Below are 18,377 nucleotides of genomic sequence, written 5' to 3'. Positions count from 1 at the left end.
CTAAGTACCCGCTGGTTAACGGGCAGCAAGAGGCATAACATGCCTTGGATTGCCTGAGTCGAATATGACCCGCCCGGGGGCGCGGGTGCAATCGCGGGGAGAAAATCACTATGCGAAACAGACTTATAGCGACCGTTCTTCTGGCTTCGGCGACGCTCGCTGCATCTCCGGCGGCAGCCGTCACGACCTTTTCGAACAACTGGGACAGCGTTGACTTCGGCTCCGGCCCCGGTTTCGTCATTCTTCCTTCCTACGAAGGTTGGAACTCGGTCGCCGGCGGCGGCATCGAAGTTCAGTATAACAATGTGGCAGGGCAGCCTTTTTCGGGCGAGAACCTGGTCGAGCTCGACAGCACCAGCAACAGCACGATGGAACGCTTCATCGACCCCGGGGCCTATTTGCTGACCTTCTATTATTCGGCGCGCCCGAACGTACCTGCAGACAGCAACGGCATCACCATTTTCGCAAACGGCAGCCAGATTTACAATGTCACCGGTGCGGGGACGGGGAATACCAACTGGATGTTCCAGCAGGTCAAATTCTCGATCAACGCGCCCGGCAGCCTGCGCTTCGCCGCGGTCGGCACCAGCAATTCGCTGGGCGGTTATATCGAGAATGTCAGCTTGAGCGGGGCAGTGCCCGAACCCGCGACCTGGGCGATGATGATCTTCGGCTTCGGCGCTGTCGGAGGAGCGATGCGGACCGCGCAGCGCAGAAGGGCGGTCTTGGCGACCGCCTGAGGCCTGCACACACGAGAGATCGAAGGAAAGGGCGGGCGGGAGTCCGCCCTTTTCCGTTGCACGTACCGCCCCGAGTGCGGCTGGAGCTGCCGCTCCGCGAGCGCTAGGATGAGGCGATGAGCGACGCGACCGACTGGAAGCTCCCGTGGGAGGGCGGCTGCCGCTGCGGCGAGGTACGCGTCCGCGTCACCAAGGCGCCGCTTCTTGCGGGCGCCTGTCATTGCACCGGCTGCCAGCAGATGACGGCGAGCGCCTATTCGCTCACCCTCACCGTCCCTGCCGACGGCTTCGAAGTGACCGACGGCGAGCCGGTGATCGGCGGGCTACATGGTCCCGATGCGCACCATTTCCACTGCGCACGCTGCAAGAGCTGGCTGTTCACCCGCGCCGAGGGTTTCGACTGGTTCGTGAACCTGCGCCCCTCCACACTCGACGAGCACAGGTGGTTCGAGCCCTTCATCGAGGTCTGGACGCGCGAGATGCTGCCATGGGCGAAGACGCCGGCACGCCACAGCTACGAGACCATCCCTCCCCTGGAGCAGTGGGAGACGCTGATGCAGGCCTACGCCGCTGAAGGCGCGCGCCCTTAGCGACAGCGCCGGACTTCGCGTCAATAATGCAGCGCGCGGCCGTAGGCGTCGAGGACGCTCTCGTGCATCATCTCGCTGAGGGTCGGGTGCGGGAAGACGGTGTGCATCAGGTCTTCCTCGGTAGTCTCGAGCTGGCGGGCGACGGCATAGCCCTGGATGAGCTCGGTAACCTCGGCGCCGACCATGTGGGCGCCGAGCAGCTCGCCGGTTGTCTCGTCGAACACCGTCTTCACGAAGCCCTCCGCCTCGCCGAGCGCGATCGCCTTGCCGTTGCCGATGAAGGGGAATTTGCCGACCTTCACCTTGTGGCCGGCCTCCTTCGCCTTGGCCTCGGTCAGGCCGACGGAGGCGACCTGCGGACGCGAATAGGTGCAGCCGGGGATGTTCCAGGTCTCGAACGGGTGCGGCTTCTTGCCGGCGATCGCCTCGACGCAGACAACGCCCTCATGGCTCGCCTTGTGCGCGAGCCAGGGCGGGCCGGTGACGTCGCCGATCGCGTAGATCCCTTCGACATTGGTGCGGCCGTAGCCGTCGGTGACGATGTGGCCGCGGTCGGTCTTCACGCCAAGCGCTTCTAAGCCGATATTCTCGCTGTTCGGGACGATGCCGATCGCCACGATGGCGTGGCTGAACTCCTGCTCGCCCGCGCCCTTGATCGTCGCCTTGACGCCGTTCGCACTGGTCTCGAGCTTGTCGACGCCCGAGGACACGTGGAGCTTCATCCCCTGCTTCGTCAGCGCCTTGTGGACGAAGGCGCTGACGTCCGCGTCCTCGACGGGCAGGATGCGGTCGAGCATCTCAACGATCGTCACCTCGGCGCCCATGTCCGAATAGAAGCTGGCGAATTCGACCCCGATCGCGCCCGATCCGATGACGAGGAGGTTGGTCGGCATCTCCTTCGGCACCATCGCATGCCGATAGGTCCAGATGCGGTTCCCGTCCGCCTTGGCGAACGGCAGGTCGCGGGCGCGGGCGCCGGTCGCGATGATGATGTGCTTGGCCTCGAGCGTCTTGTCGCCGACCTGCAGCTTGCCTTTGCCGGTGATCTTCCCCTCGCCTTCGACAACGGTCACCTTGTTCTTCTTCATCAGCCCCTTGACGCCGGCATTGAGCTGCCCCGCGACCTTGCGGCTGCGGTCGACGATCTTCGCGAGGTCGAACGACACCTTCTCAGCGCTGAGCCCGTAGGCGGATGCGTGCGTCAGATAGTGATTGATCTCGGAGGTGCGGAGCAGCGCCTTGGTCGGAATGCACCCCCAGTTAAGGCAGATGCCGCCCAGCTTCTCCCGCTCGACGATCGCGGTTTTCAGCCCAAGCTGCGCCGCGCGGATCGCCGCGACATAGCCGCCCGGTCCCGAGCCGAGGACGATAAGGTCGTAAGTGTCAGCCATTCGATGCTCCAATGAGCCCCTCTCCCCTTGCGGGAGAGGGAGGGGCCCAAGCCGCAGGCTTGGGAGGGTGAGGGAAAAGGGCGGCGAAGATTGCGCTGCTTACAGCAGCAGTGTCGCCGAGAACCTGATTGTTCCAGAAGCGGAGGAGGCGAAAGCCCTGCGCCTGAAGATAGGCGTCCCGCCTCACATCGTCCTTGTTGCCGGCGTGCTGCGAACCATCAGCCTCGATGATCAGTCGCTCGGCGAGGCAGACGAAATCGACGATGTAGGGTTCAATGATCTGCTGGCGGCGGAATTTGAATGCGGAAAGCCGTCGGTCGCGCAGGATAGACCAGAGTCGCTTTTCTGCCTCAGTCGGCTGGGCACGCATCCATTTGGCACGGGCGAGCAGTTGCTTCCGGGTGGGGATCGTTCCCTCACCCTCCCACCCGCTTCGCGGGCGGGCCCCTCCCTCTCCCGAAATGGGAGAGGGGTGCATTACGCAATCATTCCCAGTGGGCTTTCGATCAGTTCCTTGAAGCGCTTCATCAGCGCCGCGCCGTCGGCGCCGTCGATGGCGCGGTGGTCGAAGCTGCCGGTGGCGCTCATCACGGTGGCGATCTGCAAGGAGTCGTTCACCACATAGGGGCGCCTTTCGCCGGCGCCGATCGCCATGATCATGCCCTGCGGCGGGTTGATGACGGCCTCGAACTGCTTGATGCCGTACATGCCCATGTTGGAGAGGCTGGCGGTGCCGCCCTGATATTCGTGGGGCTGGAGCTTGCCGTCGCGGGCGCGGGCGGCGAGGTCCTTCATCTCGTTGGAGATGGCGCTGAGGCTCTTCGAGTTGGCGTCGGTGATGATCGGGGTGATGAGGCCGGTCGGCGTCGACACCGCGACCGAGATGTCGGCGCGCTTGAAGGTGACGAGCTCGGTCGGCGTGTACATGACGTTGCACTTGGGCTCGTCCATCAGCGCGACGGCGAGCGCCTTGATCATGAAATCGTTGACCGAGAGCTTCACGCCGCGCGCATCGAGGCTGGCGTTGAGCTCGGTGCGAAGCTTCAGCAGCGCGTCGAGCTGGATGTCGACAGTGAGATAGATGTGCGGGACCTGCTGCTTGGACTCGGTCAGCCGCCGCGCGATCGTCTTGCGGATGTTGGACAGCTTCACCGCCTCGTGCGGGATCTCCGGCACTGCATGGGCAGTGGCGGCCGCGGGCTGCGGCGCCGCGACAGGGGTCGACGGCTGGGGCGCTGCCGCGGGAGCCGGAGCAGGCGCGGCCTTGCCGGTGGCGCCGTCGATATCCGCCTTGACGATGCGGCCGCCGGGGCCCGAACCTGACAAAGCCGACAGGTTGATACCCTTCTGCTCGGCCAAGCGGCGGGCGAGCGGGCTCGCCTTGACGCGGTCGCCGCCGTCGGCGCGCGGCTGGGGAGCCCCCTGGGCGATCTTCTGGTCTTCGGCCGGGCTCGCGCCATAGCCCTTCACCTCGGGCGCCGGAGTCGGCGTCGCCGGCTGCCCTGCGCCCGTCTCGCCGCCGCCTTTGGCGACAGGCTCGGGAGCCGCGCTCGGGGCGGAAGCGGCGGCGCCGGCATCCTCGCCCTCGCCTGCGATGAGGGCGATCACCGTGCCGACCTTAACTTCGTCCGTGCCCTCGGCGACCAGGATCTTCGCGATCGTGCCTTCGTCGACCGCTTCAAACTCCATCGTCGCCTTGTCTGTCTCGATCTCGGCGAGGAGATCGCCGGCGGCGACGCTGTCGCCTTCCTTGACCAGCCACTTGGCGAGCGTGCCCTCCTCCATCGTCGGCGAGAGTGCGGGCATCTTGAGTTCGATCGGCATCGCTGGCGTTCCTCATGGGTCCGGGCACTCCCGCTCAAACAGCTTTGGCCTTGCCCGGTCAAGTGGAGCGCTTGCCTTGACGAGCAGTTCTGGCGCAGCATCGGCGTCAACAGGGGAAAAGAGCATGCGAAGCTATCTCGTCGTCATGGATGAGAGCCAGGAGGCGCGGGCGGCGTTGCGCTATGCGGCTAAGCGCGCGGCGCGGACCGGCGGCACGGTCGAGATCCTGGCGGTGATCCCGCAGGCCGAGTTCGTCCAGTGGGGCGGCGTTCAGGCGGCGATGGAGGAGGAGGCGCGGCTGCGCGCGGAGGCGATGGTGCTGCAGGCGTCGAGTGCGCTGGCCGAGGAAGCGGGCCTGACGCCGGTGATCACGGTCAGGCAGGGCGACGCGATCAAGGCCGTCGCGGACGTACTGGCCGAGCGGGAGGACCTCGCCGCCCTCGTGCTCGGCGCCGCTACCGAAGGTGGACCGGGGCCGCTCGTCACCCATTTCGCGGGAGCCGCCGCGGGCCAGCTTCCCTGCCCGCTGACGATTGTGCCCGGGACGCTGCCCGAAGCGGTGCTCGACGGCCTGGTCTAGCCGCGCTCGCCCTTCAGCCGCGGCTTGCGCTTCTTGGCGGGCCGCTTTTGATGCACATCCTCGTACCACACCTTCTCGGTGACGGTCGGTGCCGTCGTCGTGATCGTCTCCGTGATCACGATCGCCCCGGCGCCTTGCGGATAATGGTAGCCATAGCCGCCCTGACCGTAGCCGTGATGTCCGGCATAGCCGTCGCGGCCCTCGGCCCAGGCATAATCCTCGTCGTCCGGATAATAATCGCCGTCGCCGACATATTCGGGAATGCCGTCATCTCCACGGCGCCAGTCGTGGTCATATTCGTCCCACTTCATGCCCCACTGGCCATCGATGACCTGGCCATAGGGATCGACCAGCAGAGCATCGTCATAATAGCGGATCCAGCGCCCGCCCCACATCGGCTGGTAAAAGCCGTAGCGGCCGAAGTCCTGGATGTGGAATCGCGGGTGCATCCAGTAGCCCGGGACGCGGTGGCCGCGCTCGATCCGGAAATGACCGGCCGGCGCGCCATGGTGCGGGCCGCGATGCTCGATCATCGGGCCGGGCCCAGCATGGTGTGGCCCGTCATGATCCATCCGGCGCCGGACCACGACGCGCTCCCGATGAGGACCCGGCCTCTCGAGGATGATCTCGCGATCGCGCACATCCATCCGTTCGGCCGACGGGGGCGCGCGGTGAATGACGACCCGAGGCGGCGGCGGGAGATCCCTCGCGGCTGACGGAGCGCGCTGCACCTCCACCCGCACCGGCGGAGGCGGCGGAGCTGCGTTGGCGCTCGGAGCGGGGACGACGACGACGCGGGCCGGCGGAGCCGGCGGCGTCGGAGCTGCCACCACGGGGGCGGGAGGAACGGGCCGCGCAACGACAGGAGCCGGAGCCGCGCGGGGAGCGGGCGCGGGTGCCGCTCTCTGCTGCCAGCTCACGCCAGGCGCGGGCGTCGGCGTCGCTGCAGGTGCAGGGGTCGCTCTCGGTGCCGGCGTCCTCAGCGTTGCGGCGGGAGTGTCCTCCTCGGGCGGGGGGGTGACGGTCTGGGCCAATGCGGCCGCTGGGAGGAAGGAGGTGGCCGCCAGAGCGTAGATGCCGAGCCTTTTCATCGATCACGTCCCCTGTTCGGACAAGTGCTTGCCCCGGCAGGACGTGCCGGAGCCGTTAGGGAATTCTTAACTCCCGCACCTCGGCATTTCTACCGCCGGAGAGGCGGGGGCCGAGCATCTGTGCCAGTCTGACACAGCCGTCCACGTCCTCCTGGTCGAAGCGGCCGCGCTTCGGACTGTCGAGGTCCAGGACGCCGATCAGCTCGCCCTCGTGGACGATCGGCACGACCAGCTCGGAAGCGGAGGCGCTGTCGCAGGCGATGTGGCCGGGAAAGGCGTTCACGTCCTCGACGCATTGCGGCTCCCGGCTCGCCGCGGCCGTGCCGCAGACGCCCTTGCCGAACGGAATGCGGATGCACGCGGCACGACCCTGGAACGGGCCCAGCACCAGCTCGGCCTCCACATTGCGATAAAATCCCGCCCAGTTGAGGTCGGGCAGGCTCTCCCAGAGCAGGGCCGATATGTTGGCCATGTTGGCGATCGGGTCCGGCTCCCCGTGGGTCAGCGCGTCGGCGGCCTCGATCAACTGGCGGTAAAGCTCGGCCTTGTCGGCGGCGTCGATCCTGAACTCGTACATCAATCGATCCTCGGCTTGGCGCGCGCGCCCTTGATCGCGCCGCGCTGCTTCTTCGCATCCACCCGCTTCGCCTTGGCGGCCCTGCTCGGCTTGGTCTTCACGCGCTTCTCGGGCCGGACATGGGCCTTGGCGACGAGTTCCGCCAGCCTCGCCCGCGCCTCCTCGCGGTTCGCATCCTGGGTGCGGTGGGTGCGGGCGGTGATGACGATTTCGCCGCCGCTGGTCATGCGGCTGCCGGCGAGCTGCTTGAGCCGCTGATAGACTGGCGGGGCCAGGCCAAGCTTGAACACGTCGCAGCGCAGCTGGACGGCGGTGGCGACCTTGTTGACGTTCTGACCGCCCGGGCCGCTCGATGCGATAAAGCTTTCGCTCAGCGCCTCCTCCGGGATCGAGGGCGGATCAGCCGAGGACATCGCCGAATCCCGCATCTATGAAGGCCGGCGGCAGCGGCGCCTCCGCCTCGATCGGCGGCTTGGCGCCGCGCTCCAGCCGCAGCGACAAAGCGTGGAGCAGCATGGGCCCGCGGCGCGACCCGTAAACGGGGTCGCCGGAAATAGGCAGCTTCAGGCCCTCGGCCGCATGGACGCGCAGTTGGTGGGTGCGGCCCGTTTCCGGCATGAACAGGATCGCGGCCCGGCCCTCATTCTTGCTCACGACGCGCCAGCGGCTGACCGAAGGGCGTCCGCGCGGATCGTGCGCCATCCGCCAACCCTTCTCCTTCGACGAGACTTTGGCGAGCGGCATGTCGATCACGCCTTCCGCCGCGTTGGGCACGCCGTCGACGATCGCCAGATAGGTCTTGGTCACCTTCTGCTCCTCGAAGGCCCGCGAGAAACGCTTGTGCGCCTTTGGGTTGCGGGCGAGCAGCAGACAGCCGGACGTGTCGCGGTCGAGGCGGTGGACCGGGTTGGGCGGCCGCTCGAATCCGAAGCGCAGCCGGAGCAAATGATTTTCGAGCGAAAGGCTGCCGTCACGCGGCGCATCAACCGGCAAGCCGGCCGGCTTGTCGATCACCAGCGCCTCGCCATCGAGGAACAGAACACGATCAGTCCACATCATTTCGTTCACTTCCGGCTGTTGCAGCGGCGCAACGATTGCCCCGCGACTCGCCGCAAATCCTGTGTTTACGAGGAATTAACCTTTTAAGTTCACTTATGGCGTGATTAATCAAGGTTACCGGGTTCCAAAGGCCAACAGGTCGGGTCCGCGAACAAGGGGCGAATCTTATGCGTGTGTTGCTGATTGAGGACGAGCCGACGACTGCCAAGAGCATCGAGCTGATGCTCACGACCGAAGGCTTCAACGTCTATACCACCGATCTGGGCGAAGAGGGTTTGGACCTCGGCAAGCTCTACGATTACGACATCATCTGCCTCGACCTCAACCTTCCCGACATGCACGGTTATGACGTGCTGAAGAAGCTGCGGGTTGCCAAGGTCGGCACGCCGGTTCTCATCCTTTCCGGCATCAGCGAGATGGACAGCAAGGTCCGTGCGCTCGGTTTCGGCGCCGACGATTACGTCACCAAGCCGTTCCACCGCGACGAGCTGGTCGCCCGCATCCATGCGGTCGTCCGCCGCTCGAAGGGCCACTCGCAGTCGGTGATCAAGACCGGCAAGCTGGCGGTGAACCTCGACGCGAAAACCGTCGAGGTCGACGGCGCCCGTGTGCACCTCACCGGCAAGGAATATGCGATGCTGGAGCTGCTTTCGCTCCGCAAGGGCACGACGCTCACCAAGGAAATGTTCCTGAACCACCTTTACGGCGGCATGGACGAGCCCGAGCTCAAGATCATCGACGTGTTCATCTGCAAGCTTCGCAAGAAGCTGTCGCTCGCTTGCGGCGGCGACAATTATATCGAGACCGTCTGGGGCCGCGGCTACGTGCTGCGCGATCCGGAGGAAGTCGAGCAGGCCCAGGTCGCCTGACACACCAGTTCCTGTTCCAGTAAGAGTAAGCGTACGACCGGCGCCGCAGCAATGCGGCGCCGGTTTCGTTTGGTGTCTCGGCCGACCACGCGGCCAGCGCGGTCAGAGATGGGCCACCATCACCACATAGCCGTCCGGGTCGATCAGCCGGAACTCGCCTTTGGGATTGTAGAAAGGCTTGGCGACGGCTCCCGGGGAAAGCCCCGCCTCGCTCAATTGCGCATGCATCGCCTCGACGTCCTCGCAGTAGAGGTAGAAGAGCACGGCCTGCTCGTCCGGGAGGATCGGCGCGCTGGCCCGCGCCAGCATCAGCTCGGCGCCGCCCGACATCAAAGCGGCCCAGGATGGCGACTCCTCGCCGGGTGGCGTGAAGCTGCCGGCGACCTCGAGGCCGAGTTGCTCGTAAAAGGCTACCGAGGCGGCGAGATCCGCGGCGTGAGCCATCGGAACGAGCGATCGGATGCGCTGGCGGTCCATGATGCTGGAGCATAGGTCATCCGCAGCGCTGACTGAACCCCGTCGCCCCTTTGCGCCCCAAGGACTTCGTGCCATGATCCTCGCCTCGGCGCAGGGTCGAGGGGGCGAGACTCGGGGCCATGGCGGCGCAGGCGGCATTCGACGAGCTGTGGGGCATCAGCCGAGGCAAGGCGGCGAGGCCGGGCTTCGAGCCCCTTGCCGAATGGCTCAGCGAAACTTCGGAAGTGGAGCTCGACCGGCGCCAGGAAGCGGCCGAGGTCGCGTTCCGCAATCTCGGCATCACCTTCGCCGTCTATGGCGACGAGCAGGAGGCCGAGCGCATCATCCCGTTCGACATCGTGCCTCGCGTCTTCACCGCCAGGGAATGGGACAATCTCGCGGCCGGCCTTGAGCAGCGGGTGCGGGCGATCAATGCCTTCATCGACGACGTCTACGGGGATCGCCGGATCATCGCCGACGGCGTGGTGCCGGCCGACATCGTCCTCGCCAATCCGCAGTTCTGTGCGCAGGTCGCCGGGGTGAAGCCGCCGCACGGCATCTATTCGCATATTTGCGGTATCGACCTGGTGCGCACCGGCCCGGACGACTTCTTCGTGCTGGAGGACAATTGCCGCACGCCGTCAGGCGTCAGCTATATGCTCGAGAATCGCGAGGCGATGCTGCGGCTCTGCCCAGAGCTGTTCGACAAATATGACGTGCGGCCGGTCGACACCTATCCGGACCTGCTGCGCGAGACCCTGCACTCGGTCGCGCCGGCGGCGGCCCACGATCCGGTGGCGGTGCTGCTGACGCCCGGCCACCACAATTCCGCTTTCTACGAGCACAGCTTCCTCGCCGATTACATGGGCATCGAGCTGGTCGAGGGAAACGATCTGGAGGTCGACGACGACATCGTCTGGATGCGAACGATCGAGGGGCGGGTGCGGGTCGACGTCATCTACCGCAGGGTCGACGACAATTTCCTCGACCCGCTCGTCTTCAACCGGGATTCGGTAGTGGGCGTGCCCGGCGTGATGGCGGCGTACCTGGCCGGCAACGTGACCCTGGTCAACGCGCCCGGCACCGGCATCGCCGACGACAAGGCGATCTACAGCTACATGCCGGAGATCGTCCGCTATTATTCGGGGCAGGAAGCGAAGCTCCCCAATGTCGAGACCTGGCGCTGCCGGGAGCCGGATGCGTTGCGCTACACGCTCGATCACCTCGGCGAGTTGGTGGTGAAGCTGGTCGACGGTTCCGGCGGCTATGGGATGCTGGTCGGCCCGACCGCCACCAAGGCGGAGATCGAGCGCTTCCGCGCCGCCCTCGTCGCCGAGCCTCACCGCTACATCGCGCAGCCGACGCTCGCCCTTTCGACGGTGCCGACGCTCACCGACCAAGGCTTTGCGCCGCGCCATGTCGATTTCCGACCCTTCGTTTTGAGCCGCGCCGACGGCGTTCAGATCGTGCCCGGCGGCCTGACGCGGGTGGCGCTGCGGGAGGGGTCGCTCGTCGTCAATTCGAGCCAGGGCGGCGGCACCAAGGACAGCCTGATCCTCGCGCCCGAGGAGGAGCAGCATGCTCTCCCGTACGGCCGCTAACCTCTACTGGATCGGCCGCTACATGGAGCGGGCCGAGTTCACCTCGCGGCTGATCGAGGCGACGATCCGGCTGGGCTCGCTGCTCGGCGACACCGAGAGCATCAACGCCTGGAAAAGCGCGCTGAGCGTGGTGGGCGCCGATCTGTCGCTGTCGGAAAGCCCGCGGCTGACGGCGTTCAATGCGCGCCGCTACCTCAGCCTCAGCGCCGAGAACCCGAATTCGATCCGATCCTGCATTGCTGCCGCGCGCGACAATGCGCGGGCGGCCCGCAACGCGATCAGCCGCGAGGCGTGGGAATCGATCAACCGCGCCTGGCTCAACACCCGCGACCGCTCCAGCCCCGGCGGCACCCAGACCACGCTCGACCTGGTCGAGGAGCTGAAGGCCGACACCTGCGGCTTCGAGGGCGCGGTGGCGCGAATGCTGAGGCGCGAAGGCTATTGGTTCATGCGCCTGGGCGCGGTGATCGAACGGGGCGACAACACGGCACGCCTGCTCGACGTCAAATATTATCTGCTGCTGCCGGCGGGCGAGCGGGTCGGCGGCACGCTCGACCGCGATCAGTGGACGACGATCCTGCACACCGTGTCCGCGCGCAACGCCTACCGCTACATCTATCAGGAGACACTGCAGCCCTGGCTGATCGCCGACCTGCTGATCTTCCGGCGGGAGCTGCCGCGCTCGCTCCATGCCGCCGCCGAGGAGACGGCGGAGCTGCTCGGCGAGCTGGCGGAGCGGACCGGCCGGCAGGGCGAGGCCGACCGCCTGGCCCGAAACCGTCTGATGGAGTTCGATGAAGGCGACATCAACACGGTGTTCCAGTCGGGGCTGCACGAATCTTTGCGCCGCTTCATCGCCGAGAACGCCGCGCTCGACCATGCGGTCGCGACGCAGTTCAGGTTCGGCTGATGCGGCTCACGGTTCACTATAACACCAGCTACAGCTTTTCGGAGAAAGCCCGGCGGGTCATCCAGCTGCTGCGGCTGACGCCGATCACGTTCGACGGGCAGATCGTCCACGACTGGCGTATCGACGTCGATGTCGATGCCCGGCTGCGGGAGGGCCGCGACGGCTTCGGCAACATCATACACATGCTCTATGTCGATCAGCCGGTCGACGGCCTGAAAGTGTCGGTCAACGGCCGCGTCACCACCGAGGACCGCGCCGGCCTCGTCATCGGACAACCGCACGAGCTTCCGCCGCAGGTCTATATGCGCTCGACACCGCTCACCGAGGCCGACGCCGCCCTGCGCGACTTCGCGGGCTCCATCGGCGACGGCAACATGCTGGAGCGACTGCATCGGCTGAACGCCACCATTCACGAGCGCCTCGGCTTCGATACCGGCACCACCGAGACCGACACCAAAGCGGCGGAGGCCTTCAAGGCTGGCCACGGCGTGTGCCAGGATTTCGCCCATATCTTCATTGCGGCGGCGCGCCAGATGAACATCCCCGCGCGCTACATTTCCGGCCATCTGTTCCGGCGAAACGGCGCGCCCGTTCAGGAAGCTTCGCACGCCTGGGTGGAGGCCTATGTCGAGGATCTCGGCTGGGTGGCGTTCGACCCGACCAACGGTATCGGCGCGGACGATGCCTATATCCGCGTCGCCTGGGGGCTCGACTATCGCGACGCGGCGCCGTTCGCCGGCGCCCGAGCAGGGGGCGGGCATGAGGAGCTCGATGTCGACGTAACGGTGCGGCTCGCGCGCGTGCAGGCGCAGTCCCAGTCGCAAAGCTAGGAGAAGGCAAGATGACCTATTGCATCGGACTGCTGCTGAACGAGGGGCTGGTGATGATCTCCGACACCCGCACCAATGCGGGCGTCGACAATTTCTCCTCATACAAGAAGATGCACAAGCTCGCCGACGCCGACGACCGGCTGATCTACGCGGCGACGGCAGGAAGCCTGTCGACCAGCCAGTCGGCGATCGCGATGCTGGAGGAAGGGCTACCGCCAGTGGGCGACGGCTGCGATCTGCCGCGGACGCTCGCTGCGGCGCCGACCATGTTCCGCGCGGCGCAGCTGGTCGGGGAAGCGGTGCAGACCTGCAGCCGCCAGGTCGCCGCCGCTCTGGTCGGATCGAATGTCAGCAGCGCCGTCTCGATCCTGCTCGGCGGCCGGATCGGCAACGAGCCGCCCTCGCTATTCCTGATCTACTCGGCGGGCAATTTCATCGAGTGCAAGAAGGAGACGCCCTTCCTCCAGATCGGCGAGCTCAAATATGGCAAGCCGATCCTCGACCGGAACATCACGATGGAGACGCCGCTGGACGAGGCGCTCAAGATCGGATTTCTTTCGTTCGATTCCGCGATCCGCTCGAACCTGGGCGTCGCCCGGCCGCTCGACATCATGGTGATGCCTACCGACATGAGCCGCCCGGTCATCACCCGGCGGATCGGCATCGACGACGAATATTTCGACAACCTCTCGCGCCAGTGGGGCAGGCTCCTCCACGATGCCGCGCAGACCATTCCCAATCCGCCGTTCATGGAGCCCGCGGTCCGCGCCGCCGCCGAGTGACGAGGATTGCCGAGTCCTTCGAAACGCTGCGCCGCCACGGACTGAGCTTGCCGGAGGCTGTCGAGGAATTTCCCTGGGGGCATTCGGCGCTGAAGGTGCGTGGCAAGACGTTCGTTTTCCTCAACCATTCTGAGGAGGAACTGAGCCTGTCGGTCAAGCTGCCGGTCAGCCGTGACTTCGCCCTGATCTTCGACTGGACTGAGCCGACCGGCTACGGCCTCGGCCGCAGCGGCTGGGTCAGCGCGCGGTTCGGACCGGCCGACGAGCCTGATCTGGAGCTGTTGGAGCGCTGGATCGCCGAGAGCTACAAGGCGAACGCGCCGAAGAAGCTTGGAGCGCTGGTAGCCGGCTGACAGGATCAGGCGGTCAGCGGCAGCTCACTCTGGTCGGGCTCGAAGCGGCGCCAGCCGTCCGGGCCGAGCCGCTCCAGCGGCCGGAACTTGGCCTTGTACGCCATGCGCCGCGAGCTCTCGACCCAATAGCCGAGATAGACATAAGGCAGCCCCGCCCGGCCGGCGCGGATGATGTGGTCGAGGATGATGTAGGTGCCGAGGCCCGGGCGCTGCCGGTAATCGGGCTCGAAGAAGCTGTAGATCATCGACAGGCCGTCCGCCTGCTGATCGGTGAGGCAGGCGCCGACCAGGCGGCCGGGGCGCCCGTCGAGCGACGGCTCACGATACTCCACCACATAGGTCTTGACCGGGCTCTGCTCGACCATGTCGGCAAAGTCGCTCTCGTCCATGTCGACCATGCCGCCGCCCGGATGCCTGTGCTTCAGGTAGCGGCGGAGCAGCGCATATTGCTCCTGCGTCGTCCACGGCTTGCAGGCGGTGACCTCAAGGTCGGCGTGGCGGCGGATCATCTTGCGCTGGGTGACGCTCGGTTGGAATTCGCCGGCGATCACCCGCACCGAGACGCAGGCGGCGCAGTCGATGCAGCTCGGCCGATAGGCGACGCCCTGGCTGCGGCGGAAGCCGATGCGGCCGAGCGCGTCGTTGAGCTCGCTCGCATGCTGACCCGACAGCTCCGTGAACACCTTCCGCTCGGTCTTGCCCGGGAGATATGGGCAGGCCGAAGGCGTGGTGACGAAGAAACGGGGAAAACGAAACGGTGCGCTCACCGACTCTCCGGGTGCTGCTGGCTGGTCCAGCGCCTTTTATGAGCCTTTGAACTTGTGAAGAAAAGGGCGGGGTTGGGTTAATGCCATAGGATGCGGCGAGCCGTTCCGCGGTGGAACGGAAAGCTCAGTGAATCTCAACCGGATGAACGTCGAACCCGCTGGCCTCGAGGTCGTCGAGCAGGCGCCTCAGATGCGCCGCGTCGCGCGCCTCGCAGTCGAAATCGGTGTAGAGCCCCTTGGCCGGCAGGGTCGTGAAGATGCGCTGGTGATAGATTTCGATGATGTTGATCTGGTGCTTCTCGAACAGCCGTATCACCGAGAAGAGGGCGCCCGGCCGGTCCTGGAGCTGGATGCGCAGCCGCGCCATGCGGCCGGAGCGGGCGAGATCGCGCAGCAGCACGGTCGCCAGCAGTCGTGTGTCGATATTGCCGCCAGTGAGGACGAGGCCGACGGTGCGGCCCTTGAGACGCTCGGGGTGAGTGAGCAGGGCGGCAAGCCCAGTAGCCCCGGCACCCTCCGCCACCGTCTTCTCGATCTGGAGGAGCAGGCTGACGGCGGTCTCGATGTCGCGCTCCGGCACCAGCAGGATCTCATCGACCACCTCCTCGATGATCGAGGCGGTCAGCTCGCCCGGCCTCTTGACCGCGATGCCCTCAGCGATCGTGTCGCCGGAAGAGGGGAGGTGGCGGCCGGTGAAGCGGCAATACATTGAGGGGTAGAGCTCGGCCTGGGCGCCGATCACCTCGATGCCGGGCTTCACGGCCTTGGCGGCGGTGGCCATGCCGGAGATCAGCCCGCCGCCGCCGATCGGGATCACCAGCGTCTCGATATCGGGCGCGTCCTCCAGCAGCTCCAGCGCCACCGTCCCTTGCCCCGCAATCACGAGCGGGTCGTCGAACGGGTGAAGGAAAGTCAGGCCCTGCTCGCGCTCCAGCTCCTGCGCGCGGGCATAGGCCTCGTCATACATCTCCCCGTGGAGGATGACGTTGGCGCCGTGCCCCTCGGTCTGCATGACCTTGATGGTCGGCGTCGGCTTCGGCATCACGATCGTGACCGGCACGCCCAGCCTGCGTCCGTGATAAGCGACCGCCTGCGCATGGTTTCCGGCCGAGGCGGCGATCACTCCGCGGCCGCGCGTCGCCTCGTCCATCAGCAGCAATTTGTTGAGCGCGCCGCGCTCCTTGTAGGCGGCGGTGAACTGCAGATTCTCGAACTTGACGTAGATGGTGGCGCCGGTGAGCTGCGACAGGGTCTGGCTCAGCATGGTGGGCGTGCGCACCACCTGGCCCCGGATCCGCTCCGCCGCCGCCCGGATGTCGCCGAGGGTGACCGGCAGGGGGCTCTTGGGTGCGGGGCTCGCCATGGAGCGAGGCTCTAAACCCATCTGGCGCCCCTCGCAAACAGGCCTTATGCCGCTGGCGATGGCACGGATCGCTTTCATCGGCCTTGGCGTCATGGGTGCGCCGATGGCGCGGCACCTGCTCGCCGCCGGCCACACGCTCGTCGTCTACAACCGCACCCACGAGCGCGCCCGCGACTGGGTCAAGAGACACGGCGGCAGCTATGCCAGCACGCCCGCCGCGGCGGCCGGTGGCGCGGACGTCGTGATCAGCTGCGTCGGCGCGGACCACGACGTCGAGCAGGTTACGATCGGCCACGACGGCGCGTTCCGCAACATGAAGCCGGGTGCGCTCTACATCGACCATACGACCGTCTCCGCCAGGATCGCCCGCCGCCTCGCCGATGCTGGGCGCAAGGACAACATCCTCTGTCTCGATGCGCCGGTATCGGGCGGCCAGGCCGGGGCCGAGAACGGGCAGCTCGCGATCATGTGCGGCGGCACGGCCGAAGCTTTCGCCGCGGCCGATCCGATCATGCGGGCCTATGGCGCGCGCATCATTCATGTCGGTCCGGACGGGTCGGGTCAGCTCACCAAGATGGTCAACCAGATCTGCATCGCCGGCGTCGTGCAGGGTCTCGCCGAAGCGCTGCATTTCGCCAAGGCGGCCGGACTCGACACCGAAAAGGTGTTCGAAGCGGTGTCGGGCGGCGCTGCGCAGAGCTGGCAGATGCTCAACCGCTGGAAGACGATGGACAAGGGCGAGTTCGACTTCGGCTTCGCCGTCGATTGGATGCGGAAGGATCTCGGCCTCACCCTGGACGAGGCGCGCCGCAACGGGGCGCGCCTGGCGCTCACCGCGCTCGTCGATCAATTCTATGCGGACGTGCAGGCGATGGGCGGCTCCCGCCAGGACACGTCGTCCCTGATCAGAAGGCTTACTGAATGAAAGCTCTCCTGGCCGCTTTGGTGGCCCTGTTCCTCGGCAGCGCGGCGCTCGCCGACGTGCTGGTCGACAACGTCAACGGCTACACGCTCGACGGCGACGGCAGGCTCGTCCGCTTCGGCTCGATCCTGGTCGGCGACGACGGCCGCGTGCGCCAGCTCCTCCCCCGTGGCCAGAAAGCCACGCAGCGCGCCCAGTTCCGCATCGACGGGCGCGGCCGGACGCTGATCCCCGGCCTGATCGACGCGCATGGACACGTTATGGGCCTCGGCTTCGGTGCGCTTCAGCTCGACCTCAGCGATACGCGCAGCCTTGAGGAAGCGCAGGCGAAGATCGCCGCTTATGCCGCTGCCAATCCAAGCCCGCGCTGGATCGTCGGCCGCGGCTGGAATCAGGAAAGCTGGGGCCTCAAGCGTTTCCCGACCGCCGCCGACATCGACAAGGTGGTCCCCGGACGCCCGGTCTGGCTGGAGCGGGTCGACGGCCATGCCGGCTGGGCCAACAGCGAAGCGATGAAGGAAGCCGGCGTCACCGCCGCGACCAAGGCGCCGTCTGGCGGCAAGATCGAAATGGCCAGTCGTAGCCCCAGCGGCGTCTTCGTCGATGCGGCGATGGAGCTGGTCGGAAAGGCCGTTCCTGCGCCGCTTCCGGTCATCCGCGACCGCGCCTTCCGCCGCGCCCAGGAGATCTTGCTGTCGAATGGCATCACCACCGTCGCCGATATGGGCACGGCGGCCGAGGACTGGGCCGTGATCCGCCGCGCCGGAGACCTCGGTCAACTCAATGTCCGCATCCTTTCCTATGCATCCGGAGTCGATCACCTGCTGGCGGTGGCCGGCACGCAGCCGACGCCCTGGCTCTACGACAGCCGCCTGAAGATGGTCGGAGTGAAGCTCTACAGCGATGGCGCCCTGGGCTCACGCGGCGCCTGGCTGAAGCAGCCCTACAAGGATTCGCCGGGCGAAAAGGGCCTCGCCTTCCTCTCGGACGCGGAGCTCAAGAATTTGATGAGCCGGGCTGCGATGGACGGCTTCCAGGTCGCGGTCCACGCCATCGGCGACGCCGCCAACGCCCAGCTGCTCGACGGCATCGCCGAGCTCGCCCTGACCTACAAGGGTGACCGGCGCTGGCGGGTGGAGCATGCCCAAATCGTCGATCCGGCCGACCTGCCCCGTTTTGCGCAGAACGGCACCATCGCGTCGATGCAGCCGGTCCACCAGACCTCCGACTGGCGAATGGCCGAAGCGCGGATGGGCATTGAGCGGTTGGGCGGCGCCTATGCCTGGCGGAGCATGCTCGCCAACAACGTGCCGCTCGCCTTCGGTTCGGACTTCCCGGTCGAGCATCCCAATCCGTTCCCCGGCCTCGCCGTCGCGATCAGCCGCGAGGACGCGCAGGGGCAGCCGCCGGGCGGCTGGCTGCCGGAGCAGAAACTGAGCCTCACCCAGGCGCTCGACGCCTTCACTCGCGGCGGCGCCTATGCCGCCTTCGCCGAGGACCGCCTGGGCTCGCTGGAGCGCGGCCGCCTCGCCGACTTCATCATCATTGACCGCGACATCTTCGCCGGCGCCACCCCCCAGCAGATCCGCGAGACGAGGGTGCTCGAGACCTATCTCGCCGGACGAAAGGTGTGGGAGCGAAGCGCCCCCAACCGGGCGCGATGAGGCGAAAC

The 18,377-nt window shown here is 66.6% G+C and carries 21 protein-coding genes; 11 read left to right on the top strand and 10 right to left on the bottom strand.

Annotated features, from left to right (window positions below):
- Positions 1–110: 110 nt before the first annotated feature.
- Together AC5JBD_RS03495 and AC5JBD_RS03490 are read left to right on the top strand one after the other, a co-directional pair.
- Positions 111–740 (top strand): PEPxxWA-CTERM sorting domain-containing protein, encoded by a 630-nt coding sequence (locus AC5JBD_RS03495; RefSeq protein WP_495720366.1) that lies wholly within the window; start codon positions 111–113, stop codon positions 738–740.
- Between the two features lie 116 nt (positions 741–856).
- Positions 857–1,330, top strand: coding sequence for a GFA family protein (locus tag AC5JBD_RS03490; protein WP_495720365.1), 474 nt, complete (start codon positions 857–859; stop codon positions 1,328–1,330).
- 20 nt (positions 1,331–1,350) lie between these two features.
- On the opposite strand, the gene lpdA is transcribed toward AC5JBD_RS03490, so the two are convergent.
- The 3 genes from lpdA to AC5JBD_RS03475 form a co-directional block, all read right to left on the bottom strand.
- Positions 1,351–2,721, bottom strand: coding sequence for a dihydrolipoyl dehydrogenase (lpdA, locus tag AC5JBD_RS03485; protein WP_495720364.1), 1,371 nt, complete (start codon positions 2,719–2,721; stop codon positions 1,351–1,353).
- Positions 2,714–3,091 (bottom strand): endonuclease domain-containing protein, encoded by a 378-nt coding sequence (locus tag AC5JBD_RS03480; RefSeq protein ID WP_495720363.1) that lies wholly within the window; start codon positions 3,089–3,091, stop codon positions 2,714–2,716. The genes lpdA and AC5JBD_RS03480 overlap by 8 nt, the downstream gene beginning before the upstream one ends.
- Before the next feature lie 107 nt (positions 3,092–3,198).
- Complete coding sequence (locus AC5JBD_RS03475) at positions 3,199–4,545, bottom strand: pyruvate dehydrogenase complex dihydrolipoamide acetyltransferase (protein WP_495720362.1); 1,347 nt, start codon at positions 4,543–4,545, stop codon at positions 3,199–3,201.
- Between the two features lie 124 nt (positions 4,546–4,669).
- Here AC5JBD_RS03475 and AC5JBD_RS03470 point away from each other — a divergent pair, with 124 nt between their 5' ends.
- Positions 4,670–5,125 carry a universal stress protein gene (locus AC5JBD_RS03470; protein WP_495720361.1) on the top strand — a complete coding sequence of 152 codons (456 nt, stop codon included), beginning with the start codon at positions 4,670–4,672 and terminating at the stop codon, positions 5,123–5,125.
- Here the strand turns inward: AC5JBD_RS03470 and AC5JBD_RS03465 are convergent.
- The 4 genes from AC5JBD_RS03465 to AC5JBD_RS03450 form a co-directional block, all read right to left on the bottom strand.
- Entirely contained in the window at positions 5,122–5,955 is an 834-nt protein-coding gene (locus AC5JBD_RS03465; RefSeq protein WP_495720360.1) for an RcnB family protein, read from the bottom strand. The genes AC5JBD_RS03470 and AC5JBD_RS03465 overlap by 4 nt on opposite strands.
- 316 nt (positions 5,956–6,271) lie before the next feature.
- Positions 6,272–6,793, bottom strand: coding sequence for a GAF domain-containing protein (locus AC5JBD_RS03460; RefSeq protein WP_495720359.1), 522 nt, complete (start codon positions 6,791–6,793; stop codon positions 6,272–6,274).
- A complete protein-coding gene (gene arfB / locus AC5JBD_RS03455) occupies positions 6,793–7,206 on the bottom strand; it encodes an alternative ribosome rescue aminoacyl-tRNA hydrolase ArfB (protein WP_495720358.1) in 414 nt (137 codons plus the stop codon). Before arfB ends, AC5JBD_RS03460 begins: the two co-directional genes overlap by 1 nt.
- Complete coding sequence (locus AC5JBD_RS03450) at positions 7,193–7,852, bottom strand: RluA family pseudouridine synthase (RefSeq protein ID WP_495721180.1); 660 nt, start codon at positions 7,850–7,852, stop codon at positions 7,193–7,195. The genes arfB and AC5JBD_RS03450 overlap by 14 nt, the downstream gene beginning before the upstream one ends.
- 167 nt (positions 7,853–8,019) lie before the next feature.
- On the opposite strand from AC5JBD_RS03450, the gene ctrA reads away from it, so the two are divergent.
- Positions 8,020–8,721 (top strand): response regulator transcription factor CtrA, encoded by a 702-nt coding sequence (ctrA, locus tag AC5JBD_RS03445; protein WP_495720357.1) that lies wholly within the window; start codon positions 8,020–8,022, stop codon positions 8,719–8,721.
- A 102-nt stretch (positions 8,722–8,823) separates the two neighbouring features.
- Here the strand turns inward: ctrA and AC5JBD_RS03440 are convergent, their stop codons facing one another.
- The gene (locus AC5JBD_RS03440) at positions 8,824–9,165 is read right to left on the bottom strand and encodes a VOC family protein (protein WP_495720356.1); all 342 of its coding nucleotides are present in this window, start codon (positions 9,163–9,165) and stop codon (positions 8,824–8,826) included.
- A 152-nt stretch (positions 9,166–9,317) separates the two neighbouring features.
- Between AC5JBD_RS03440 and AC5JBD_RS03435 the strand changes: the two genes are divergently transcribed.
- The 5 genes from AC5JBD_RS03435 to AC5JBD_RS03415 are packed head-to-tail and all read left to right on the top strand — an operon-like array spanning position 9,318 to position 13,653.
- Positions 9,318–10,778 carry a circularly permuted type 2 ATP-grasp protein gene (locus AC5JBD_RS03435; protein WP_495720355.1) on the top strand — a complete coding sequence of 487 codons (1,461 nt, stop codon included), beginning with the start codon at positions 9,318–9,320 and terminating at the stop codon, positions 10,776–10,778.
- On the top strand, positions 10,756–11,688 hold the full coding sequence (locus AC5JBD_RS03430; RefSeq protein ID WP_495720354.1) for an alpha-E domain-containing protein: 933 nt from the start codon (positions 10,756–10,758) through the stop codon (positions 11,686–11,688). The genes AC5JBD_RS03435 and AC5JBD_RS03430 overlap by 23 nt, the downstream gene beginning before the upstream one ends.
- A complete protein-coding gene (locus tag AC5JBD_RS03425; protein ID WP_495720353.1) occupies positions 11,688–12,518 on the top strand; it encodes a transglutaminase family protein in 831 nt (276 codons plus the stop codon). The genes AC5JBD_RS03430 and AC5JBD_RS03425 overlap by 1 nt, the downstream gene beginning before the upstream one ends.
- Positions 12,519–12,529: 11 nt before the next feature.
- The gene (locus AC5JBD_RS03420; RefSeq protein ID WP_495720352.1) at positions 12,530–13,300 is read left to right on the top strand and encodes a proteasome-type protease; all 771 of its coding nucleotides are present in this window, start codon (positions 12,530–12,532) and stop codon (positions 13,298–13,300) included.
- Positions 13,297–13,653: an MmcQ/YjbR family DNA-binding protein gene (locus AC5JBD_RS03415; RefSeq protein ID WP_495720351.1), complete on the top strand. Its 357-nt coding sequence runs from the start codon at positions 13,297–13,299 to the stop codon at positions 13,651–13,653. The genes AC5JBD_RS03420 and AC5JBD_RS03415 overlap by 4 nt, the downstream gene beginning before the upstream one ends.
- A 5-nt stretch (positions 13,654–13,658) precedes the next feature.
- Here AC5JBD_RS03415 and AC5JBD_RS03410 read toward each other — a convergent pair whose 3' ends face one another.
- Both AC5JBD_RS03410 and AC5JBD_RS03405 read right to left on the bottom strand, forming a co-directional pair.
- Positions 13,659–14,420, bottom strand: coding sequence for an arginyltransferase (locus AC5JBD_RS03410; RefSeq protein ID WP_495720350.1), 762 nt, complete (start codon positions 14,418–14,420; stop codon positions 13,659–13,661).
- Positions 14,421–14,544: 124 nt separating this feature from the next.
- A complete protein-coding gene (locus AC5JBD_RS03405) occupies positions 14,545–15,783 on the bottom strand; it encodes a threonine ammonia-lyase (RefSeq protein WP_495720349.1) in 1,239 nt (412 codons plus the stop codon).
- Here AC5JBD_RS03405 and AC5JBD_RS03400 point away from each other — a divergent pair.
- Both AC5JBD_RS03400 and AC5JBD_RS03395 read left to right on the top strand, forming a co-directional pair.
- Positions 15,782–16,708 carry an NAD(P)-dependent oxidoreductase gene (locus AC5JBD_RS03400; RefSeq protein ID WP_495720348.1) on the top strand — a complete coding sequence of 309 codons (927 nt, stop codon included), beginning with the start codon at positions 15,782–15,784 and terminating at the stop codon, positions 16,706–16,708. The genes AC5JBD_RS03405 and AC5JBD_RS03400 overlap by 2 nt on opposite strands.
- Complete coding sequence (locus AC5JBD_RS03395; protein WP_495720347.1) at positions 16,705–18,369, top strand: amidohydrolase; 1,665 nt, start codon at positions 16,705–16,707, stop codon at positions 18,367–18,369. The genes AC5JBD_RS03400 and AC5JBD_RS03395 overlap by 4 nt, the downstream gene beginning before the upstream one ends.
- The last annotated feature ends 8 nt before the right edge of the window (positions 18,370–18,377 follow it).

It is taken from the genome of Allosphingosinicella sp. (assembly GCF_059502505.1).
Note: the sequence above shows the minus strand (reverse complement) of the source record. Positions and strands in the feature narration are given on the sequence as shown.